The organism is Alteromonas sp. MmMcT2-5 (genome assembly GCF_022348315.1).
GTDB classification, from domain to species: Bacteria; Pseudomonadota; Gammaproteobacteria; order Enterobacterales; family Alteromonadaceae; genus Alteromonas; species Alteromonas macleodii.
On the sequence record NZ_JAKRFB010000018.1, the window covers coordinates 54,643 to 73,461 of the forward strand.

At 45.9% G+C, this 18,819-nt stretch carries 13 protein-coding genes; 6 read left to right on the forward strand and 7 right to left on the reverse strand.

Annotation, left to right across the window (positions count from 1 at the left end; all coding sequences use genetic code 11):
* Positions 1 to 37 precede the first annotated feature (37 nt).
* The 3 genes from MHN09_RS09785 to rapA all read right to left on the reverse strand — a co-directional run bounded on the left by MHN09_RS09785 (position 38) and on the right by rapA (position 4,703).
* Complete coding sequence (locus MHN09_RS09785) at positions 38 to 925, reverse strand: alpha/beta hydrolase family protein (protein ID WP_239240444.1); 888 nt, start codon at positions 923 to 925, stop codon at positions 38 to 40.
* A 150-nt stretch (positions 926 to 1,075) separates the two neighbouring features.
* Positions 1,076 to 1,792, reverse strand: a complete 717-nt coding sequence (gene rluA / locus MHN09_RS09790) for a bifunctional tRNA pseudouridine(32) synthase/23S rRNA pseudouridine(746) synthase RluA (RefSeq protein WP_239240447.1) — start codon at positions 1,790 to 1,792, stop codon at positions 1,076 to 1,078.
* A 49-nt stretch (positions 1,793 to 1,841) separates the two neighbouring features.
* Positions 1,842 to 4,703: an RNA polymerase-associated protein RapA gene (gene rapA, locus MHN09_RS09795; protein ID WP_061094167.1), complete on the reverse strand. Its 2,862-nt coding sequence runs from the start codon at positions 4,701 to 4,703 to the stop codon at positions 1,842 to 1,844.
* Positions 4,704 to 5,032: 329 nt separating this feature from the next.
* On the opposite strand from rapA, the gene MHN09_RS09800 reads away from it, so the two are divergent.
* Positions 5,033 to 5,176, forward strand: coding sequence for a helix-turn-helix transcriptional regulator (locus MHN09_RS09800; protein WP_239240450.1), 144 nt, complete (start codon positions 5,033 to 5,035; stop codon positions 5,174 to 5,176).
* 48 nt (positions 5,177 to 5,224) lie between these two features.
* Positions 5,225 to 5,824: a DUF4019 domain-containing protein gene (locus MHN09_RS09805; RefSeq protein ID WP_239240453.1), complete on the forward strand. Its 600-nt coding sequence runs from the start codon at positions 5,225 to 5,227 to the stop codon at positions 5,822 to 5,824.
* A 1-nt stretch (position 5,825) separates the two neighbouring features.
* Here MHN09_RS09805 and MHN09_RS09810 read toward each other — a convergent pair whose 3' ends face one another.
* Positions 5,826 to 6,068: a hypothetical protein gene (locus MHN09_RS09810; protein WP_239240456.1), complete on the reverse strand. Its 243-nt coding sequence runs from the start codon at positions 6,066 to 6,068 to the stop codon at positions 5,826 to 5,828.
* A gap of 365 nt (positions 6,069 to 6,433) precedes the next feature.
* Here MHN09_RS09810 and MHN09_RS09815 point away from each other — a divergent pair, with 365 nt between their 5' ends.
* The 3 genes from MHN09_RS09815 to ccoG all read left to right on the forward strand — a co-directional run bounded on the left by MHN09_RS09815 (position 6,434) and on the right by ccoG (position 10,930).
* A complete protein-coding gene (locus MHN09_RS09815) occupies positions 6,434 to 7,831 on the forward strand; it encodes a PhoH family protein (RefSeq protein WP_014978266.1) in 1,398 nt (465 codons plus the stop codon).
* A gap of 93 nt (positions 7,832 to 7,924) precedes the next feature.
* Positions 7,925 to 9,322 (forward strand): PLP-dependent aminotransferase family protein, encoded by a 1,398-nt coding sequence (locus MHN09_RS09820; RefSeq protein ID WP_239240459.1) that lies wholly within the window; start codon positions 7,925 to 7,927, stop codon positions 9,320 to 9,322.
* 234 nt (positions 9,323 to 9,556) lie between these two features.
* The gene (ccoG, locus tag MHN09_RS09825; RefSeq protein WP_187447282.1) at positions 9,557 to 10,930 is read left to right on the forward strand and encodes a cytochrome c oxidase accessory protein CcoG; all 1,374 of its coding nucleotides are present in this window, start codon (positions 9,557 to 9,559) and stop codon (positions 10,928 to 10,930) included.
* 7 nt (positions 10,931 to 10,937) lie between these two features.
* On the opposite strand, the gene MHN09_RS09830 is transcribed toward ccoG, so the two are convergent.
* The 3 genes from MHN09_RS09830 to MHN09_RS09840 all read right to left on the reverse strand — a co-directional run bounded on the left by MHN09_RS09830 (position 10,938) and on the right by MHN09_RS09840 (position 15,564).
* Positions 10,938 to 11,942, reverse strand: coding sequence for a hypothetical protein (locus MHN09_RS09830; protein WP_239240462.1), 1,005 nt, complete (start codon positions 11,940 to 11,942; stop codon positions 10,938 to 10,940).
* Between the two features lie 319 nt (positions 11,943 to 12,261).
* Positions 12,262 to 13,644, reverse strand: coding sequence for a siroheme synthase CysG (gene cysG, locus MHN09_RS09835; protein ID WP_239240465.1), 1,383 nt, complete (start codon positions 13,642 to 13,644; stop codon positions 12,262 to 12,264).
* Between the two features lie 129 nt (positions 13,645 to 13,773).
* Positions 13,774 to 15,564 (reverse strand): DEAD/DEAH box helicase, encoded by a 1,791-nt coding sequence (locus tag MHN09_RS09840; protein WP_239240468.1) that lies wholly within the window; start codon positions 15,562 to 15,564, stop codon positions 13,774 to 13,776.
* Between the two features lie 305 nt (positions 15,565 to 15,869).
* On the opposite strand from MHN09_RS09840, the gene prsT reads away from it, so the two are divergent.
* Positions 15,870 to 18,644, forward strand: coding sequence for an XrtA/PEP-CTERM system TPR-repeat protein PrsT (gene prsT, locus MHN09_RS09845; RefSeq protein WP_061094174.1), 2,775 nt, complete (start codon positions 15,870 to 15,872; stop codon positions 18,642 to 18,644).
* Positions 18,645 to 18,819: the final 175 nt, after the last annotated feature.

Here is an 18,819-nt window from a genome sequence, read left to right on the forward strand (position 1 = left end):
TTGGATACTAATTTAGCGTAATCGGTAAATTATCGAATTACCAGCCTAGGTGGCGAGTCCAACCAATAGTACTATTTGCAACTATCTGAATATGAGGGGGTTTCTGAAACTCCTTTATACTAAAGGCTAATAAATTGCTGGGGATAATTATTTGCCGATAGTGCATTTTTAGTGCGTTTTTTGCGCTAATCTTTCGTTTTTGCGTGGTACTGTTCGCCCAATCGTTAAATCCACTTAGTGACAGATCCAATATTGGAAAGCTGGACTGCGCTATATTATCTATAACTAATGTATTCGTTGATTCTTCTGGCCAAAAAGGTGAAATGGCTACGAAAGTGTCTGGATGAAGTTGAGGCTGTTGCTCTACGACGGACAAGTAAGTTGTGGCCAGCATGCCTTGTGCAATGACCATACGGTAGCCTGAATTGTCTTGTAAATAATTATTCAATGCATTGAGTTGTAAACTCAGTGCTGAAGTTGCTGATTCGAAATTGAGATACTGCGTAAGTTGATTACTTCTGGGGTGGATATTTTGGGCTGACATAGACGTAGTTTCAGAGTCTGACATGTCGGTGTTTGTAGATTCAGCATGTTGGTTTTGCTGGGAAGTGACATTGACCGGAAAATTAAACGGACTTATCACTACATTCCAGCCTTTTTCAGCAAGCATGTTGGCAAGGCTATTTCCCTGCGCGAGCGTAAGGCTAGAGGGAAAAGGCTCTGTGAGTATGATAGCCACGCCCAAAGGTAACGGTGTTTGCGCTTCAATTTCAATAATTGGGGATTCAACTTCTCCAATCATCAAAGGTTTCACTTCTCCAGGCAGATAGGCGTGACTAACATCTGTGAAAAAGTCACAGTGGGCTGTCATAGGCAATAGCGAAACAATAACAGCAAATGTTAAAAGGAGAGCGTGCCTTTTCATAAAATGTGGTTTGCCTTTACCTTAATCTGGATCTATTCAGCTTGGAAAGCATCAAATTAATTCGTACATCAAGCGTTGTAAGAAGGTTATCGGCAGGGTGTGTTAAAACTAAAATGGAGTCTATTGATAAAGTTGAATAGCGTTAAAACGCTACTCAATACTTTCTGAAAGCGGCTTTGGGCGAAACGGAGTAAAAGGGATGGCGACATTAAAGTGCAGCCAGTGCCCAAGTGTCGGGTGCAAAAAACTCAAGCTTTCAGCATGAAGCTGTAAACGAGACGCCATGGATAACGCTTCTTCGTGGGCATAGAGTCTATCTCCTAAAATAGGGTGACCCAAAGCAAGCATATGTACTCGCAGTTGGTGAGAGCGACCGGTAATGGGATAAAGGGCAACGAGAGAATGGGGTCGCTCTTTTTCATCCAGTGTGCGCTCAATGACGTCAAAGTGCGTTACGGCTTTTTTACCGCGCTCGAAGTCTACCATTTGCTTTGGCCTGTTTGGCCAATCGCAAATAAGGGGAAGGTTAACCTCTCCGCTGTCTTGTTCTACATGTCCATGAACCCGGGCGAAGTAGCGCTTTTTAGTTTGACGTAATTCAAACTGTTTCGAGATATGGCGATGGCTATCTTTATTAAGCGCCAGCACCAAAATACCCGAAGTCGCCATGTCTAAGCGATGCACTACTGTGGCGGTGGGGTACACACGGTTCACCCGGCTAATCAGCGAGTCGCGGTGCGCTAATGCTTTGCCCGGAACACTCAATAGCCCGCTAGGTTTATGCGCAACCACCATGTCCTCATCTTGATACAAAATATCAAGATAAGGTGTCATCGGTGGGTTATAAACAAAACTTGGGTTCGCCATTATGTACTCGTTACTTCACAGTCGATTTTGAATGTTTAACCTTTCGAGGCTACGGGTTATTTACCACAATACGAATGGCGTCCAGCTGAACATCTGCATCCTGAATTACTTTATCAAGGGCGCTCATTTGCGTTTCAATAAACTCTATTTCGCTGTCACGTACTGCAGGGTTACGTTTTTGAAGATCGCGTAAGCGCTGTATTTCTTCGTTAAGCGTGCTGTGCATGCTGTTAAGTGCGTCGTGTTGCTTTTGGTTGGCTTGCTGATGGGCAAGCTTACGCGCCTTTTCAATGGCAAGCTCAAGCGGCTGTTGCAAGGCTTTTAGAAGCTGAGCCGAGATCTTACGTCCAATTTTACGCTTAACGTCGAAGCTCAATTCAGACGGGTTTCCTTGCGCATCTAAACACACTCGCACGGGCGTTTGAGGTAAGAAGCGGCCTAACTGAAGCGCTTTAGGCGCTTGCGCTTGCAGCACAAACAACGCCTCAACCCAATAAGCGCCTTTTGGCAAAGACGGCTCGGCAATGAAGCCCATGCTGCTCTTTCCGTGTACGTCGGTGAGTACTACGTCCATGGCGGTATGCACAAGTGGATGATCCCAGCTTAAAAACTGCACGTTTTCTAGCGTGGTGGCAACACGGCGCTTGTAAGTGACTGTCATGCCTTCTGGGTCAAGACCTGGAAGCTGGCTCACCATCGACTCGGTTGGCATAAGAATAAAGCAGTCATTGCCTTTTTCATCCTGCTGAACACCGATAGCATCGAAAACGCGACCCATAAAGCGCGACAAATCTTGTTCGCTATCAAGGGTAATAATGTCTTCAAGCAGTTGTTCTACGCGGCCTTCACCCGAGGCATTAAGCTCAAGAAGACGATCGCGACCGGCTTCAAGCTGCGCTACGAGCTGGCTATTAAGCGTAACACTCATATTCACTAGCTCGTCACGCGCGCTCATATCGTCAGGGTGTAAGCACGCACCAATAAGCAGAGGCTTAACGTCGTCGAATACACCAGAGCCCGTGGGGCAGGTCTCTTCGAAGGCATTCAGCCCTTCGTGATACCAATCTAGTAATACGTGCTGCGCGGTTTTCGCTAAATACGGCACGTGAATTTGTACGGTTTGGGTTTGGCCAATACGGTCAAGACGACCAATACGTTGTTCAAGCAGATCTGGCGTAATAGGCAAATCGAACAGCACCAAATGGTGAGCGAACTGGAAGTTACGGCCTTCGCTACCAATTTCACTACACAGTAGAATTTGTGCGCCGTCTTCCTCATCGGCAAAATAATGGGCCGCTTTGTCGCGCTCCACAATGCTCATGCCTTCGTGGAATACACTGTGGCGAATGCCGGTTTGCGTGCGAATAACCTCACCTAACTCTTGCGCTGTACGGGCGCTTGCGCAAATAAGCAGAATCTTTTCTGGTTTAACGCTTTGCATGAAATCAAGCAGCCATTCAACGCGCGGGTCTTGCTTGGTCCAGCTGTTAACCACGCTTGCCATACGTTCAGGATACAGTGAATAGGTTAAGTCGCCGCCGCTCACGGCATCTGAATAAACCTCAGGCAAAGTCAGTTCGTAAGCGCTTAATTTACGCATCGGAAAGCCTTCGATATTGGCGCGGCGGTTTCTAAACAGCATACGGCCTGTGCCGTGACAATCGATAAGTTGGTGCAGCAGCGCATGGCGATTTTCCGGCGAGCTTAAATCACCCGCATGTTCCATTACGTCAGGCGCGAATTCTGCGAGTTTGCTGCGTTGTTTGTCGTTAGGCTTGGCGTCTGAAAGTAATGGCGCTACCGCATCGGCCAGTTGGCTGTATTTCGATTCTTCATCTAAGAATGCATCGTAGCTATGGAAGCGAGCCGGGTCGAGCAGGCGCAAGCGGGCAAAGTGGCTTTCGTGACCAAGTTGATCAGGCGTTGCGGTAAGCAGTAATACGCCTGGCGTTTGGTTTGCCAGCGCTTCCACACACAAGTATTCTGCAGAGGGAGCCTCACTTGACCACGCAAGGTGATGGGCTTCATCGACAACCATTAAATCCCATCCTGCAGCTTGAATTTGCTGCTGGCGTTTTTCGCTCTTGCTTAGGAAGTCGATACTACAAAGTACTAGCTGGTCGTTTTCGAATGGATTCACAGCGCTCGCGTCAGATGTTTCGTCATCTTGTAAGCCTTCGCTCTTCTCTATAGCCTCGCAACGACTTTCATCGTAAATGGCAAAAGGAAGGTTAACGCGACGAAGCATTTCAACTAACCATTGGTGCATGAGCGAGTCTGGAACCAAAATAAGCACGCGCTCTGCGCGGCCTGTTTTAAGCTGCTGGTGAATAATCAACGCGGCTTCAATGGTTTTACCAAGACCTACTTCATCGGCAAGTAATACGCGAGGTGCGTGTCTGCCGCCTACCTCTGACGCAATGTGGAGTTGGTGCGGAATAAGCGATATGCGCGCACCTGCAAGACCAATGGTGTTTGAACGTAAGTAATCGTATTGATGATCTAAAGCACGCTCGCGCAAATCGAACCATTTAGGGTTGTCTAATTGCTGACTGAACAGGCGCTTTTCAGGTTGGTTCAAGCGAATGTGGCTGTCTAGCATGGTTTCAGGTAATCGCGCTTGCGCTTTGGTGTCTTCGCGAAGCCCGTGATAGATGAAAAGATCTTGGCTTTCTTCTTTTTCAGTAATGGTCATTTCCCAGCCGTCTTGGCTTTTGACCGTTTCGCCAATTTCAAAAATTAGTCGCGTAAGCGGCGCATCTTGCTTAGTATACTTTCGCGCTTCGCCTGTTGCTGGATACAACACTTCGACAGAACGGAAGTCGCTACCAATAACGACACCTAACCCCAGCTCTATTTCTGTGTTGCTTAACCAACGCTGACCAACTGAAAATTGACTATCTGAACTCATAAATCACCAACCTATTTTTCGGGGGGCGGTATTGTACGCATTGCGTTGTGATAAGTCATTAATACTAGCTCATTTGATTTGCGGTTGCAGGTGGGGGGATTGAGTACCTATGCCCTGCGTTAACAAGACGATTAGCACTAGTAGGCCTTCTTTGCTTCACAACGAGAATGCTGGTAGCAAAAGAATAAGAACGTTGACGTGCCTATCAGGCTTGCTTTGTCACAGGGTTGGCGTAAAACTGTCGTATCACTAACCATGGATATTTCTTACTGTTAACCGCGTTACGTTCTTAACGTATGTGAATCGCAGCTAACAGGAGGAAGCGCGAGATGGATATGAAAGTAGACAGTCAAAAGCTTATACAACTTCGCAATGCTAGGGCATGGAGTCAGCAGCATCTGGCAGATGTGTCTGGATTAAGTTTGCGTACTATTCAGCGAATTGAGAAAACACAATCTGCTTCACACGATTAAATAGGCGCACTTGCTTCAGTTTTCGAAACGACGCCCGATGCGCTTTTAATGGGTGAAACCCACGCCACTACAAGTCATGCTCAAGGGCAGCCAACCTCGCAAACTTCTACTGCGGGCGAGAATGCCGCAGCTCATCATTCAATTAAGCTGCAGGGTGACCGGCCAACGTCGTTGAATCCCCAACATGTTCTTTGGATCACGCTAGCGCTCGCCATCAGTTTGTTTGCTGCTATTTATTATGCGCAAACGGTCAATGCGAACAATGGTAACAACCAAGTAATTGAAGAAGGTAAGCCAGTTAATGTCAGTAGCGAAGTCCTTGAAGATGCAACAAGTTGGCTGGAACTTATCGACAGCGGTGAATATGAACAAAGCTGGAAAGAGAGTGGGGCTATTTTTAGAAGCGGTATTTCAATAGCTAAATGGACAGAGGCGATGCAGCTAGTCAGGGAGCCATTGGGGGCAGTCAAGTCGAGGGAAATTGCGTTAGCGCAAGCGCCAACTTCACTGCCTGGATTGCCTAAAGGAAACTACCTAATTTTGTCGTTCACCACTGACTTTGATTCCCAGACCACAATGAAAGTAGAGACCCTTTCTATGGTGGAAGTTGATGGCGAATATAAAGCAATAGGCTACTTCATTAAGTAGCCTACTCAAGTAACTGGTACAAAGTTTCAATTCCTTGAATGGCTTTGAAAGCATCATCGCTCGTTGCATTGTTGATGGCTTTGATAAGTTCAGGTGCATTGTAGGGCTCTAACAAGGTTAGGAACGTCGCTGTGCCAGGTGGCATGCCACTATTCACTGCTTTTTGAAGTCGCTTCCATACGGTGAACAGCGACTCCTCACCTAACGTTTTTTGTTGCACCACGCTATCGATGGCGCGGTGCATTATCATCCCGCATGAATAATAAAGATTGAAGTGTCCGTTTTTATAAGCACGAGCCGTTGGAGCGCTGTGCTATCTCATATTACGTGAAGGGACTGCTCTTCGCTTATCACTTGCTCTAACGAAAAATAAAAAAGAAAAAACAGTGCTAAATCTCAAAAACTGGATTATGGTGGAATTAAGGGTTCGCTAATTTAACAAACGAACCTTTGAGGCAGAAAGAGTAGTACTGCTTCTCAGTCGACGCGAGTAGGGGAAGAAGTCCTGTTTCGAGCGGCATTCTCCTACAACCGTAACTGTAGCTTGTTAGCGCGTGCGTTCATAAATGAATAATACGGCTAACCTGGCTTTATTTACCGGAGTGAAGGATGCCAAGAAAAAATTCTACCGATACTAAGATCTACGTCCTCGATACCAATATTCTGCTGCACGAACCTCACGCTTTTCTCTCTTTTAAAGAACATGACGTTGTTATTCCAATGACCGTATTGGAAGAGCTTGACTACATCAAAGACAGCAAAAAAGACGTGGCGCGTGATGCACGGGTATCCATTCGGGCTATGGAGGATTTGCTCCACGACGCAACGCCAGAAGATATGCTAGCGGGTGTATCGATGGAAGGGTTGGGCGCGGGTCAAACGGCACCTACAGGGAGTCTATCTATATTCGCCGACCTTAATATGGTCGAAGCCCAGCAAGTCTTTACCAGCAACGAGAATGACAACCGCATTATTAACGTAGCGCTGCACTTGCAAAAGACGTTTGCGCCGCAAAAAGTGGTGTTGGTTACCAAAGACTTAAACATGCGCCTTAAAGCGAAAGGGGCAGGCCTCGCTCATGTTGAAGACTACCGCACCGACCAGCTAATTACTGACATCAAATATTTATCTCGCGGGTTTCACACCTTTGAAGGTAACTTTTGGGACAGCGTAAAGAGCGTGGATAGTCGCAGCGAAGGACGCGATACGATTCACACCATCCCCAAGTCTATGTTGCCAGAAGCGTATGTAAACGAGTTCCTACTAGATGAAACTAAGCAATTTGCTGGCTTGGTAGAAGAGATTACCGACGATCACTTAGAGGTGTTGGATTTAGGTTACGAACGCTTGATGGGTCGTCATGCCTGGGGCATCACACCCAAAAATATAGGGCAGGCCATGGCGCTTCATGCGCTGCTAGACCCACACATTGATATGGTTATTCTCACAGGCCCTGCCGGTAGTGGTAAAACGCTACTTGCGTTAGCGGCAGCCCTTGAAATGGTGGTAGAGCGTAACATGTATGACAAAATCATTGTCACGCGAAGCACGCCGGAAATTGCTGAGTCCATCGGCTTCTTGCCGGGAACGGAAGAAGAAAAAATGTTGCCTTGGTTGGCAGCAATTACCGATTCTTTGGAAGTACTCCACAAGCACGACGAAAATACCAAAGGTTCTATGAATTACATCATGGAAAAAGCCAACATTCAGTACAAGTCGGTAAACTTTATGCGAGGCCGAAGTATTCAAAATGCGATTGTGATTCTGGATGAGTCGCAGAACTTAACCGCGTCACAGCTTAAAACCATCATCACACGTTGTGGTGAAGGAACGAAGCTGATAGTGGGCGGTAACTTGGCGCAGATAGACAGTAACTATCTGAGCGCAGTGACATCGGGGCTTACTTACTTGGTTGAGAAGTTTAAAGACTTCTCGGGCAGTGCCACCATTAACCTAGACGGCGTGGTAAGAAGTCGTCTTGCGAGTTTTGCTGAAGAAAATCTATAACCTAAGATAATGCGTAAATTGGCAGTATTGTTTTTATAACAGAAAACTGTCCTCACTGTTATACTCCGCTGGTGGGAACTATCGGAGTATAACGTGGCTAAATACGAAGTTTTAGCTCACCAACTTAAAGAGCAGATTGAACGCGGCGTGTGGGTAGAAAACGAAAAACTCCCATCGCTTCGCAAACAGGCAGCACAAACAGGCTTCAGCCTAATGACAGTGCTGCACGCCTATCAGATGTTAGAAAGCCAAGGCATAGTAAGCTCCCAAGAACGTTCGGGCTTTCTGGTAACAGCTAAAGCGAGCAATGCCTCAAAAGAACGTGTACAGGCCACAGAAGCCGTCAGCATTAACGACTTTGTATATGAAGTGCTGCAGGCCTCTCGCGACCCCCACATGTTCAGTTTAGGATTTGCTTACCCCGACCCAAGCCTTTATCCAAGGCAACATTTAAATAAGTCTATTGCAGCTGCCGCCCAGCAAATTTCCTTGACCAGCGCCATGGATAACTTGCCTCCAGGTAACCTGGACCTTAGAAAAATCATCGCTAAGCGCTATGCCGCCAAAGGCGTGAATATATCGCCTGATGAAATCATTATTACCGCTGGTGCGCTAGAGGCACTGAATTTGAGTTTGCAGGCATGCACCACACCAGGAGACTGGGTGGTGGTCGAGTCGCCGGTGTTTTACGGAACGCTGCAGGCGCTTCAACGTTTAGGTCTAAAGGCGATTACTGTAACGGTATCACCCAACACTGGCCTGGATGTAGCTGCACTTGAGCGCGCATTTAAAAATCATAATGTTAAAGCCTGCTGGCTTATGAGCAACTTTCAAAATCCTGTTGGATACTCATTGAGTGACGTTCAAAAACAGCAGGTGGCCGCGTTACTCGATAAGTACAATGTTGCCCTTATTGAAGATGATGTGTATGCCGAGCTTTATGCTGATAAGCGTCCACCTCTGCCAATTAAGCATTTTATGAAAGAGGGAGATAGCATGTTGTGTTCATCGTTCTCCAAGTCTTTAGTGGCAGGGTACAGAATAGGGTGGGTCGCCGCAGGTAAGCGTGCCCTTGAAATACAAAAACAGCAGCTTATGAGTACATTGGCAACCAGTGCGCCGATACAGCTTGCGCTTGTAGACTATTTATCCACAAAAAATTACGAGTCTCATTTAAAGCAGCTGCGAAAAAAACTCATCACTCGTAAGAAGACGATAACGGCGCTGCTTACCGACCTTCTATCAGACGTTGCGACTATTCATACACATAGCGGCGGCTATTTTTTGTGGGTGGAATGCCGGGGGCATGTTGATGCAATGGCTATTTATAAAGAAGCGTTGCGTTTACACATCACAATTGCGCCTGGAAAACTGTTTAGCTTAACCAATGAATTTAACCATTGTTTTCGTTTAAACGCGTCGTTTGCTCTGAATGAAGCGAAGCGCAATCAACTGCTTAAGCTTTCGTTATTTATAAAAAGTCTTTCATAAATAACGTGTTATCAATCTGCGTAACGCAAACCGTAGTTTTTGCACATTCTGTAAAGGGAGCAAGTTTGAAACAAGAAAAACATACACCTTAAAAATCTGCGACTTCAAAGTCTACGCCTTAAATATCTACGCCTTAAAATCTAAAGCAACTGATCTATAAAGAAACCCCTAATCTGTTTCTATTTTAACGGCCTTAAATCCCTACCATTAGCGCAAAATTTTCGGAGAAAGCTAATGACGGCAGTTAAAATTCGGCAAGAAGACATCATTGCTTGTACACCCGTAGAAAGCAAAAAAATCTATATCCGTGAGGAAACCGGGCACTTTCAAAAAATACGTCGATACTTGAATGTAGTATTAGTGACGCTGTTTGTTGCGCTCCCCTTTATTCAATACCAAGGACAGCAGGCGATTTTGTTTGACGTGGGGCGTCAAACCCTCACGCTTTTTGCATGGGTGTTGTATCCACAAGACCTCATGATTTTTGCCTTTCTGTTTATTCTTGCGGCTTTTGTTTTGTTTTTAGTCACCCGTCATTACGGGCGAGTATGGTGTGGCTTTACATGCCCTCAAACCGTATGGACTCTCGCTTTCAATTGGGTAGAGCGCCGTATTGAAGGTACGCACAATCAAAGCAAGGCTTTAGATAAGCAGCCTAGCTCACTAACAAAAGTAGTCGTAAAGGGGGCAAAACACAGTGCATGGTTGGCATTAAGCCTTGTTACTGCGCTGGTTTTTATGTCTTACTTCTATCCGGCATCTCGTCTATATACGGAGTTTTTTACTTTCTCTGCGCCAGCGTTAATTTCAGGCTGGACAATGTTCTTTGCCGTTTGCACTTATGCCAATGCAGGTTGGCTTCGAGAGAAAATGTGCACGCATATGTGCCCCTATTCTCGCTTTCAAGCTGCGATGTTTGATAACAGTACGTCATTGGTCACTTACAACGAAGCGAGAGGAGAAAGTCGCGGACCAAGAAAGCGTTTTTCACAGCACAAAGACCTGGGAGACTGTGTCGACTGTAAATTATGCGTTCAAGTCTGCCCGGCAGGCATAGATATTCGTGAAGGAATTCAGTACGAGTGCATTAACTGTGGCCTGTGTATTGACGCATGCGACAAGGTCATGGCCAAATTTGGCTATCCACTCAAACTTATCAATTTTTCGCGAGCCGGCAGAAACTCTGGGCGTAAATTTACTAACTATCTTTACGGCGCCGCAATCATTGCCATACTGCTCGCAATGGGCGAGTGGGCTATCGACAGGCAGGACTTCGAAGCTTCAATTAGCCGTGACCGCAACGCGCTCTACAGAGAGAACAACGCGGGACACATTGAAAACACTTATACGTTAACCGTTTTAAATAAATCCCGCGTGGCCAAAACCTATGAAATTGCTATAGAAACGCCATCAGATATGCAGCTTATTAACGTACCGACTATAAACGTAGCACCAGGCGAAAAGCGAAATGTGCCGTTTTCAGTTGAAGCATTGTCGCCAATGGCTAATACCATGCAATCTGTTAGCTTTGTTATTATCGATAAATCTACCAACAGTGTGATTGGCAATGAAGTGATGTTCTATTCAGGGAATAACAGGCAAATGTAGATGAAACTTACTCTACTACTTCTACTTGGTAGCGCCCGGTCACAATGTTGCGCTCTGTATCTTCGGATACTTGCCCGAAAGGAATGAGTGCCGGACCCGTAGGATCATAGAGCACGTAAACGTCGCCATCGTGCTCTATGGTTCGGTCATCTGCCATGGGGGTTAATGCAATTCCAAGCAAGGCGTGGTTGGGCAGGTAAAGTACAATCATCTTTGTAGTGGGTAAAAAAGCTCTTACCATTGAAGACGCTAACACTGCTTTACTGTCACAGTCCCCTAGGTTCTGCATAAGCACACTTATGGGCGGCGCATACCCAGAGCCATTACTCACGACTCTATCTTCTAACGTGTCGTAAGGGATGCTTTGCAGCCAACTGAGAATTAAAGAAAAATAGGCTCTAGAATCTGACTCAGACGCGACTATCTCGTAAAACGCTTGAGAAACGGACACCAAAGGTTTTACTGACTCAGAGATGTAACGCAGGTGATCTGGCTTTATGGCACTTTGGTTAAATATGGTCGTAAAGCGCGTAAAGTAATGTTCATGCAAGTAGCTATCGTAAGCGTTTTGCTGTACGTCACGCAAATGCGCTTGAACGTCTTCTATTTTCTCTTCGTCAGTCCCCGACACTTTAATATTAATGGCTTCTCTCATGGGCTTGATTGTTACTTTTGCGTCCTTGGGGTCGATAGCCTTTGCTGCTTTGGTCAACGCAACAGTCACGTGTCGCTGTGCTATTTTGGGCTTGTAATTAGTTTGCCTGAGCGGCAAGTCTTCAATTGACTCAAAGGGAATTTCAAACCTGAGGTTATGTTGCTGCTTCGCACCGTCAATCCATTCGTAATAGAACTGAATGCCGGTATCAGTCTTCTTTCTTTTGAACTCGAGTTGTTCAGAGAGCGCATGCTGAACATGGAAAACCACTAGGATCGTAGCGAGACCGAGGTATCTCGTTACCTCGCTAATAAAGCGCCAAATGTTCTTTTTTTTCGAGGAAGTATGAAGCTTCATTGTTATCGTTGGGGTAACTCAATAATTGATCACTCATTTTGTGAGTATGCGCGTGAAAATGAAAAAAACAAGGTAAAGGCTATTTTGAAGCCTTTGCCTTGGGTCGTGCCAGCCCATTACCCTAGCAAAGGGCAGTGGCCGTTAATAATGCATTGAGAGACCTTGGGATTGTGCTACTTGATTCAAAAACTGTCGATTAGTGGGTAAACCACTGAGTTGTTGCTGAATACTTTGTACATGTTTTGCGTAGGCCTGCCGCTGTTCTTAAGCGGAAAGCTGGTACAGAGCCCCTTTATTTACACAAAGGGGTAGGAAGGGATTATTGGTACCAGTTTAGTTCGTCACGTAAACTAACAACTGAACCGACGATAATAAGTGTAGGAGGCTGTAATTGCGCCTCTTCTTGCTTAGCCACAATATTGCTTAGCGTGCCTGTTAGTACCGCCTGCTTTTCGGTAGTCGCCGATTGAACTAAAGCGATAGGCGTATTGGCATCAAGACCGTGTTCAATGAGCTTTTCGCAGATAATCGGCAAGCCTGTCAAACCCATATAAAACACAGCGGTTTGATTCTTCTGTGCAAGGGCAGGCCAGTTGAGGTCGATAGTGCCATTTTTTAGGTGACCGGTGGCAAATACCACAGACTGGGCGTGATCGCGGTGAGTTAGGGGAATACCCGCATAGCTAGATGCCCCGCTTGCGGCGGTAATGCCCGGCACAACCTGAAACTCAATACCGTGCTTAATGAGGGTTTGAATTTCTTCTCCACCACGTCCAAATATGAATGGGTCGCCGCCTTTTAAACGCACCACACGATTGCCTTTTTTAGCTTCATCAACCATTAGTTGGTTAATGTCGCCTTGAGGAAGCGTGTGATTGCTTTTGGCCTTACCCACGTAGATTTTCTCAGCGTCACGGCGTACAAGCTCAAGAATTTGCGGCGATACTAAGCGATCATAGACTACCACGTCGGCCTTTTGCATTAAGCGCAAGGCGCGAAAGGTAAGAAGATCGGGGTCGCCAGGACCTGCTCCCACCAAATACACTTGCCCTTCTACTTTTTTGTCCTGAGCCGCGGCTTGCAGTGCTAATTCGAATGCATCATCGGCTTTGCTGTCTTGGCCCTTTTCTACCATTTCAGCAATGTCACCATCGAGCACGTCTTCCCAAAAGTATCGGCGAGCGGTAACGCCATTAAGCGTTTGTTTTACTTTTTCGCGGAATTTTTCAGAAAATGCGCCAAGTCGACTTAAGTTAGCAGGCAGTACAGTCTCTAACTTTTGACGTAAATAACGAAGCAAAACAGGCGCTACACCACCACTACTCATAGCAATAACGATAGGAGAGCGGTCAACAATAGAGGGGGTGATGAATTGGCAAAGCGGCGTATTGTCCACCACGTTCACCAACACTTTGTTAGCGCGCGCTAAGTCGTGAATATGTTGATTAACATCGCCTTTGTCGGTGGCAATGAAGACCATATCTTTATGGGTGAGATCACTATTTTCAAACTCGCGTTCAATAAGTGTCACTTTGTCATTTTGCGCCAATTGCTTCACCGTATCGCAAACCCAAGGCGCCACCACGGTGATGGTCGCAGGTGTCTTCATAATAAGCTCTAGCTTACGGGCAGCTACTTCACCAGCCCCAACAATTAGAACATTGAGTTTTCTGGCGTCTAGGAATAACGGAAAGTAATCCATAAAGGTTTTCTTAGCTTCAAATACAAAAAAAGAACTGACACTATTTTGCGCCAATTCTTTTTAATTAGAAAACAACGAAAACAGCCTTTATATTGCTATTAGTTATATAAAGGCTGAATGTATTGCTATTTAGTTCTTACGCTTACGGTTTTCGCGATCTCCGCGATTAGGGCGGTCTTCACGATTGCCGCGAGGCGCTCTGTCACCACGGTTACCACGATCGCCACGACCTTTAGCCGGCGGTGTATCTGACCATTCGCGAATATTCAAACGCTGACCAGCAACACGGGTGCCCTGTAGCGTATCGCGCGTCTCCTTAGGCATGCCTTCAGGAAGGTCTACCGTGCTGAAGTTGTCATAAATTTCGATAGCGCCAATGTGCTTCGAATTTATGTTTGCTTCATTAGCAATAGCCCCAACGATATTTCCAGGCTTCGCACCATGTACGTGACCTACTTCAATGCGGAAGCGCTGCATGCCTTCTTCAGGCTTGCGGTTTCCACGAGGTACTCTCGGCTTTCTCTCACGACCATCACGGTCACGAGAGTTTCTCTCGCGGCTATCGCGCTGAGGCTTGCTGTTAATATCTGGACGATCTGATTCTTTAAGAATTAACGGTTCGTCGCCTTGCGCAATTTTAAGCAGTGCCGCCATCAATACTTCAGGAGACGCTTCGTTTTCGTCTTTAATCATCTCAACAATAGGCATTAATGATTCAATGCTATCATCTTGGGTTGCTTCGGCAACCGATTGTTTGAAGCGGCTTAAACGGGTTTCATTAATTTCGCTAATTGAAGGAATTGGCATTGCTTCAATAGGCTGCTTAGTAGTTTTCTCAATAGAGAATAACAAGCGCTTTTCGCGATGAGAGATAAATAGAATCGCATCACCTTGACGACCAGCACGACCCGTACGGCCGATACGGTGCACGTAAGATTCGCTGTCGTACGGGATATCGTAGTTGATAACGTGACTTACGCGCTCAACGTCAAGACCACGGGCTACAACGTCGGTAGCGACAAGGATATCAATTTTACCCTGTTTAAGCTTTTCAACAGTGCGCTCACGAGCTGCCTGAGGAATATCACCGTTTAGTGGTTCTACGTCGTAACCACGAGCAGAGAGTTTATCTGCTAGTTCAACCGTAGCGGTTTTCGTACGTACGAATATGATCATACCGTCGAACACTTCCACTTCCATGATACGCGTTAGCGCTTCAAGCTTGTGGTGTGGTGCAATTTGGCAATAACGCTGGCGAATGGTGCTAGCTGTACTTACCTTAGACGCAATTTTAATGTGCTTAGGGTCTTTCAAGTATCGCTGAGTAATCTTCTTAATTGGGCCAGGCATAGTTGCCGAGAACAGTGCGGTTTGGCGCTCTTCTGGTGCGTGGCTAAGAATAAGTTCAACGTCATCGATAAAACCCATACGAAGCATTTCGTCAGCTTCGTCTAGCACTAAGAACTTAAGTTCGCTTAAGTCTAGCGTTTTGCGCTTAATATGGTCGATGATACGGCCTGGTGTACCTACAACAACCTGAACGCCGCGCTTAAGCTGGCGAATTTGGTTGTCGTACGACTGACCGCCGTATACTGGAAGTACTTTAATTTTTTGACTAAAGCTCGCATAAACCTGAAACGCCTCTGCAACCTGAATAGCTAGTTCACGGGTTGGGGCCAATACCAGTAATTGCGGCTTACGTTGCTCAGGATCGATATTTGCCAACATAGGTAGGGCAAACGCAGCGGTCTTTCCTGTCCCTGTCTGTGCCTGACCGAGTAAATCGTGACCTTCAAGTAGAAGAGGAATACTCTCAGCTTGAATAGGAGACGGTTTCTCGTAGCCAACTTTTTCAAGGGCTTGTAAGATAGGTTCTGGTAAATTGAGGTCTTTAAATGTCATGTCGACAGTTGTGGTCATTAAGGATCCTGGTGCATTAAGTAAGGAGGGTGCGGCATACGATTAAACCGTACTTTTTCGGTTTATTATCGCAAGACGCTATACAGCGATGAACTGGCCTTTCGGGCGAGTTTATGAAGCGTATTCGTAGCGTATTTCGCGATATGCTTGCCAGCAGTGTTGCAAAAAACCATATTATATTCGAATAATGGCAAGGTTGCCACGAAATTGCACAGTTTAGATGAAATAATAGACAATACACCATGCGCTATTTTCAATGTGTAGCGATGTGACAATAAAAAATTGAGGTAGGGCAAGGAATTACAATGACAAAAATGAAATCCAATACATTACTTAAACGCACAACGTTAGCAGTAATGCTGACCAGCGTGTTTTTATCTGGATGTAGTGAAAAATCAATGGAAAGCCATTTGGCAGATGCAAGGAACTACGCCTCTTCTCAACAAATTGACGCCGCCATTGTTGAATATAAAAACGCCATTCAAAAAGCGCCAGATGCAGCAGCACCACGCTTCGAACTTGGCAAGCTGTACTTGCAGCAAAGTAATTTTTCAGCTGCCGAAAAAGAACTCAACAAGGCAATGGAACTTGGGCATCCTGTTAGCCAAGTCATTCCTTTATTGTCGGTCGCTTACCAACAGTCAGGGGCAGAAAATGCGCTGGCCGAAGTAGATTATCGCGCAGAAGGGATGTCAGCAGTTGAATCAGCCGAGGTGGGTTTTTATAAGCTACAGGCTTTAATGCAGCTAGGTAAAAACGAAGAAGCTCAAACGCTACAGGCTGATTTATCAACCCTAGATACGAGTTCAGTTTATAAAGGCCTTATTGATAGTTATGCCTTTGTTTTAAACAACGACATGGATGGAGCGCTAGCCGCCACCGAGAAGCTGCGAGAACAAGCCCCCACCAATAAAGACGTGCTACAACAGCTAGCAAAAATTTATCTTCAAAAAGGTGAGCCAAGTAAAGCTGCCGAAGTCTACGGCGTGTATGTGAGTCAGTACCCTGACGACGTAACCAGCAAATTTGCCTATGCAGCGCTACTGATTGAGATAAGAGAGCTCGACAAAGCAGAACCTATTGTAGATGACTTGTTGACCTTAAATGAAAACCATCCGCTGCTTAATACCTTTAAAGGCATTATTGAGTCGGCCAACGAGAATTATGCTAAGGCCCTTGAGCACTTGGAAATTGCCGTTCAAAATGGAAGAAGTGATCAGGTCGTGCGTTTGGTTGCGGGCTTCAGTGCATATCAAATACAAGACTTTGAGGCGGCACAGCGTCACCTGACAATGGTGGCTTCTAGTCTTCCTGATAATCACCCTGGTCTTCGTATGCTGGCAGACAGCATGCTGCAGCTCGGTGAAAATGATGAAGCGCTTGAAGTATTAGCGAGGGTAGAAGGCGAGCAAGGTATTGATGCCGCACTATTCTCTAAGGCAAGTTATCAGCTTTTAAAAGACGGTAACGTAGTCGGTGCACAGCAAATGGTGGCAAAGTCTGAAGCGGTGAGTACCACAGCAGAAGATTTATCTCGTTTAGGTGTTTTGCAGTTATCACTAAATGATATTGATGGCTTAGTTAATCTTGAACAAGCCGTAGAGCAGTCACCAGAGTCTGTGACGTCACAAGCCACATTACTTCGCGCCTACATTGCTACTAGTCAGCTTGAAAAAGCAAAAAGTGCGGCGAAAGAGTGGCATGAACAGTCACCTGAAACTGCAGCTCCGCTTATTTACCTAGGGAATATTGCGACGGCAGAGGGAGCCTACCAAGAGGCCGCCCAATATTTAGATAAAGCCAGCGAGCTAGAAGGTGCAAAGAATGAGGTGTTTTACTCTCGCGCTAAATTACTGGTAGCCGAAGGTAAAAAAGATAACGCGATTTCCTTTGTTCGCGCCTTTATTGATAAGAACCCCGCCGATGTACAGGCGCTAGCGCTTTGGTTTGCCCTTGCAACGGAAAAGGGGAACGCAGAGGACGTTATCAAGTATACTCAAACACAGTTCAACGCCAACAAAACAAATCTGAATTTAAGACTTCTTCTTGCAAGAATGTACTCGTTGAATAGTCAGCTTGATAAAACGGTTTCGCTTTTGTCAGATGTCGAAGGTAATGAAGCGTCGCCACAAGCGTTTTGGAACTTAAAGGGTCAAGCGCTTATCGCCACCAACAATGTAGAAGCCGCGACAGCGTTTTTCGATCGTTGGCTATCGTTTTACCCGCAAGATAAAAATGCGGTATTGGGTAAGTTGTTGATTATCGACTCTCAAAAGCAGTTTGACCAGGGGCTGGCGTTAACCAATAAGGTGTTGGCTAAACGCCCAGATGCACAGTTAACGTTATTGAAAGCTTACTTTCACAGCCGACTTGGGCAGGCTAAACCTGCATGGGATATCATCAATAGCACGGCCGATGATGTTAAGGCTCTGCCTTTCGTTAGAGGCGTAATAGCGCGCTTGCATCTTATCGATAAAGCGCCTGAGCAAGCTGTAGAGCATGCCCAAGCCGCCTATGACGCTACGCCTAACTCAGATAACGCTTTGTTATTGATAGCGGCACTTGAGATGTCGGGTAAAAAAGCTCAGGCATTTACGTTTCTTGAAAAACACGTTCAGGCGCACAGTAACGACATTCCAAGTGCAATGCTGTTAGCAGAGCGTCAAATCGGCAAAGACAGAGCTGCAGCCATTAAAACCTACGAGCAGGTGCTAACTAAAACACCGGATAACTTTGTTGTCTTAAACAACTTAGCGTATTTGGCGTTTGAAGATAAAAACCTTACTCGAGCTGAAGAACTCGCTAAAAAAGCCGTATCACTGCAACGTGAGAACGCTGACGCAGTAGATACGCTAGCGCAAATTTATGTTGCTAAAGGTGATAAAGCCGCTGCCCTCAAACTGTACGAAGAAGTTTCTGCACGTCCTATTGCGAACGACGATGTGTATTTAAATCACGTGAGTGTGTTGCTTGAACTCGATAAAAAAGCGCTTGCCTCGCGCAAGCTAGCAAGTCGAGAGTTTAAGTCTGAAGCTGCAAAACAAAGGGCTGAGTCGCTTAAGCAGCAGTACGGGCTTTAGGCTCGCCGAGCTTATTATGTCCTAGCTTAAATCGAAACATTCCATTTGCGAGAAACGAAAAAAGCCACATCAATGTTAATGCCGATCAGTTAAGAATTTAATGATCGGTTGACCGATCTTTTCAAGGCTTCAAAATCCGGTATCAGGTAACTGATATCGGATTTTTTTATGGACG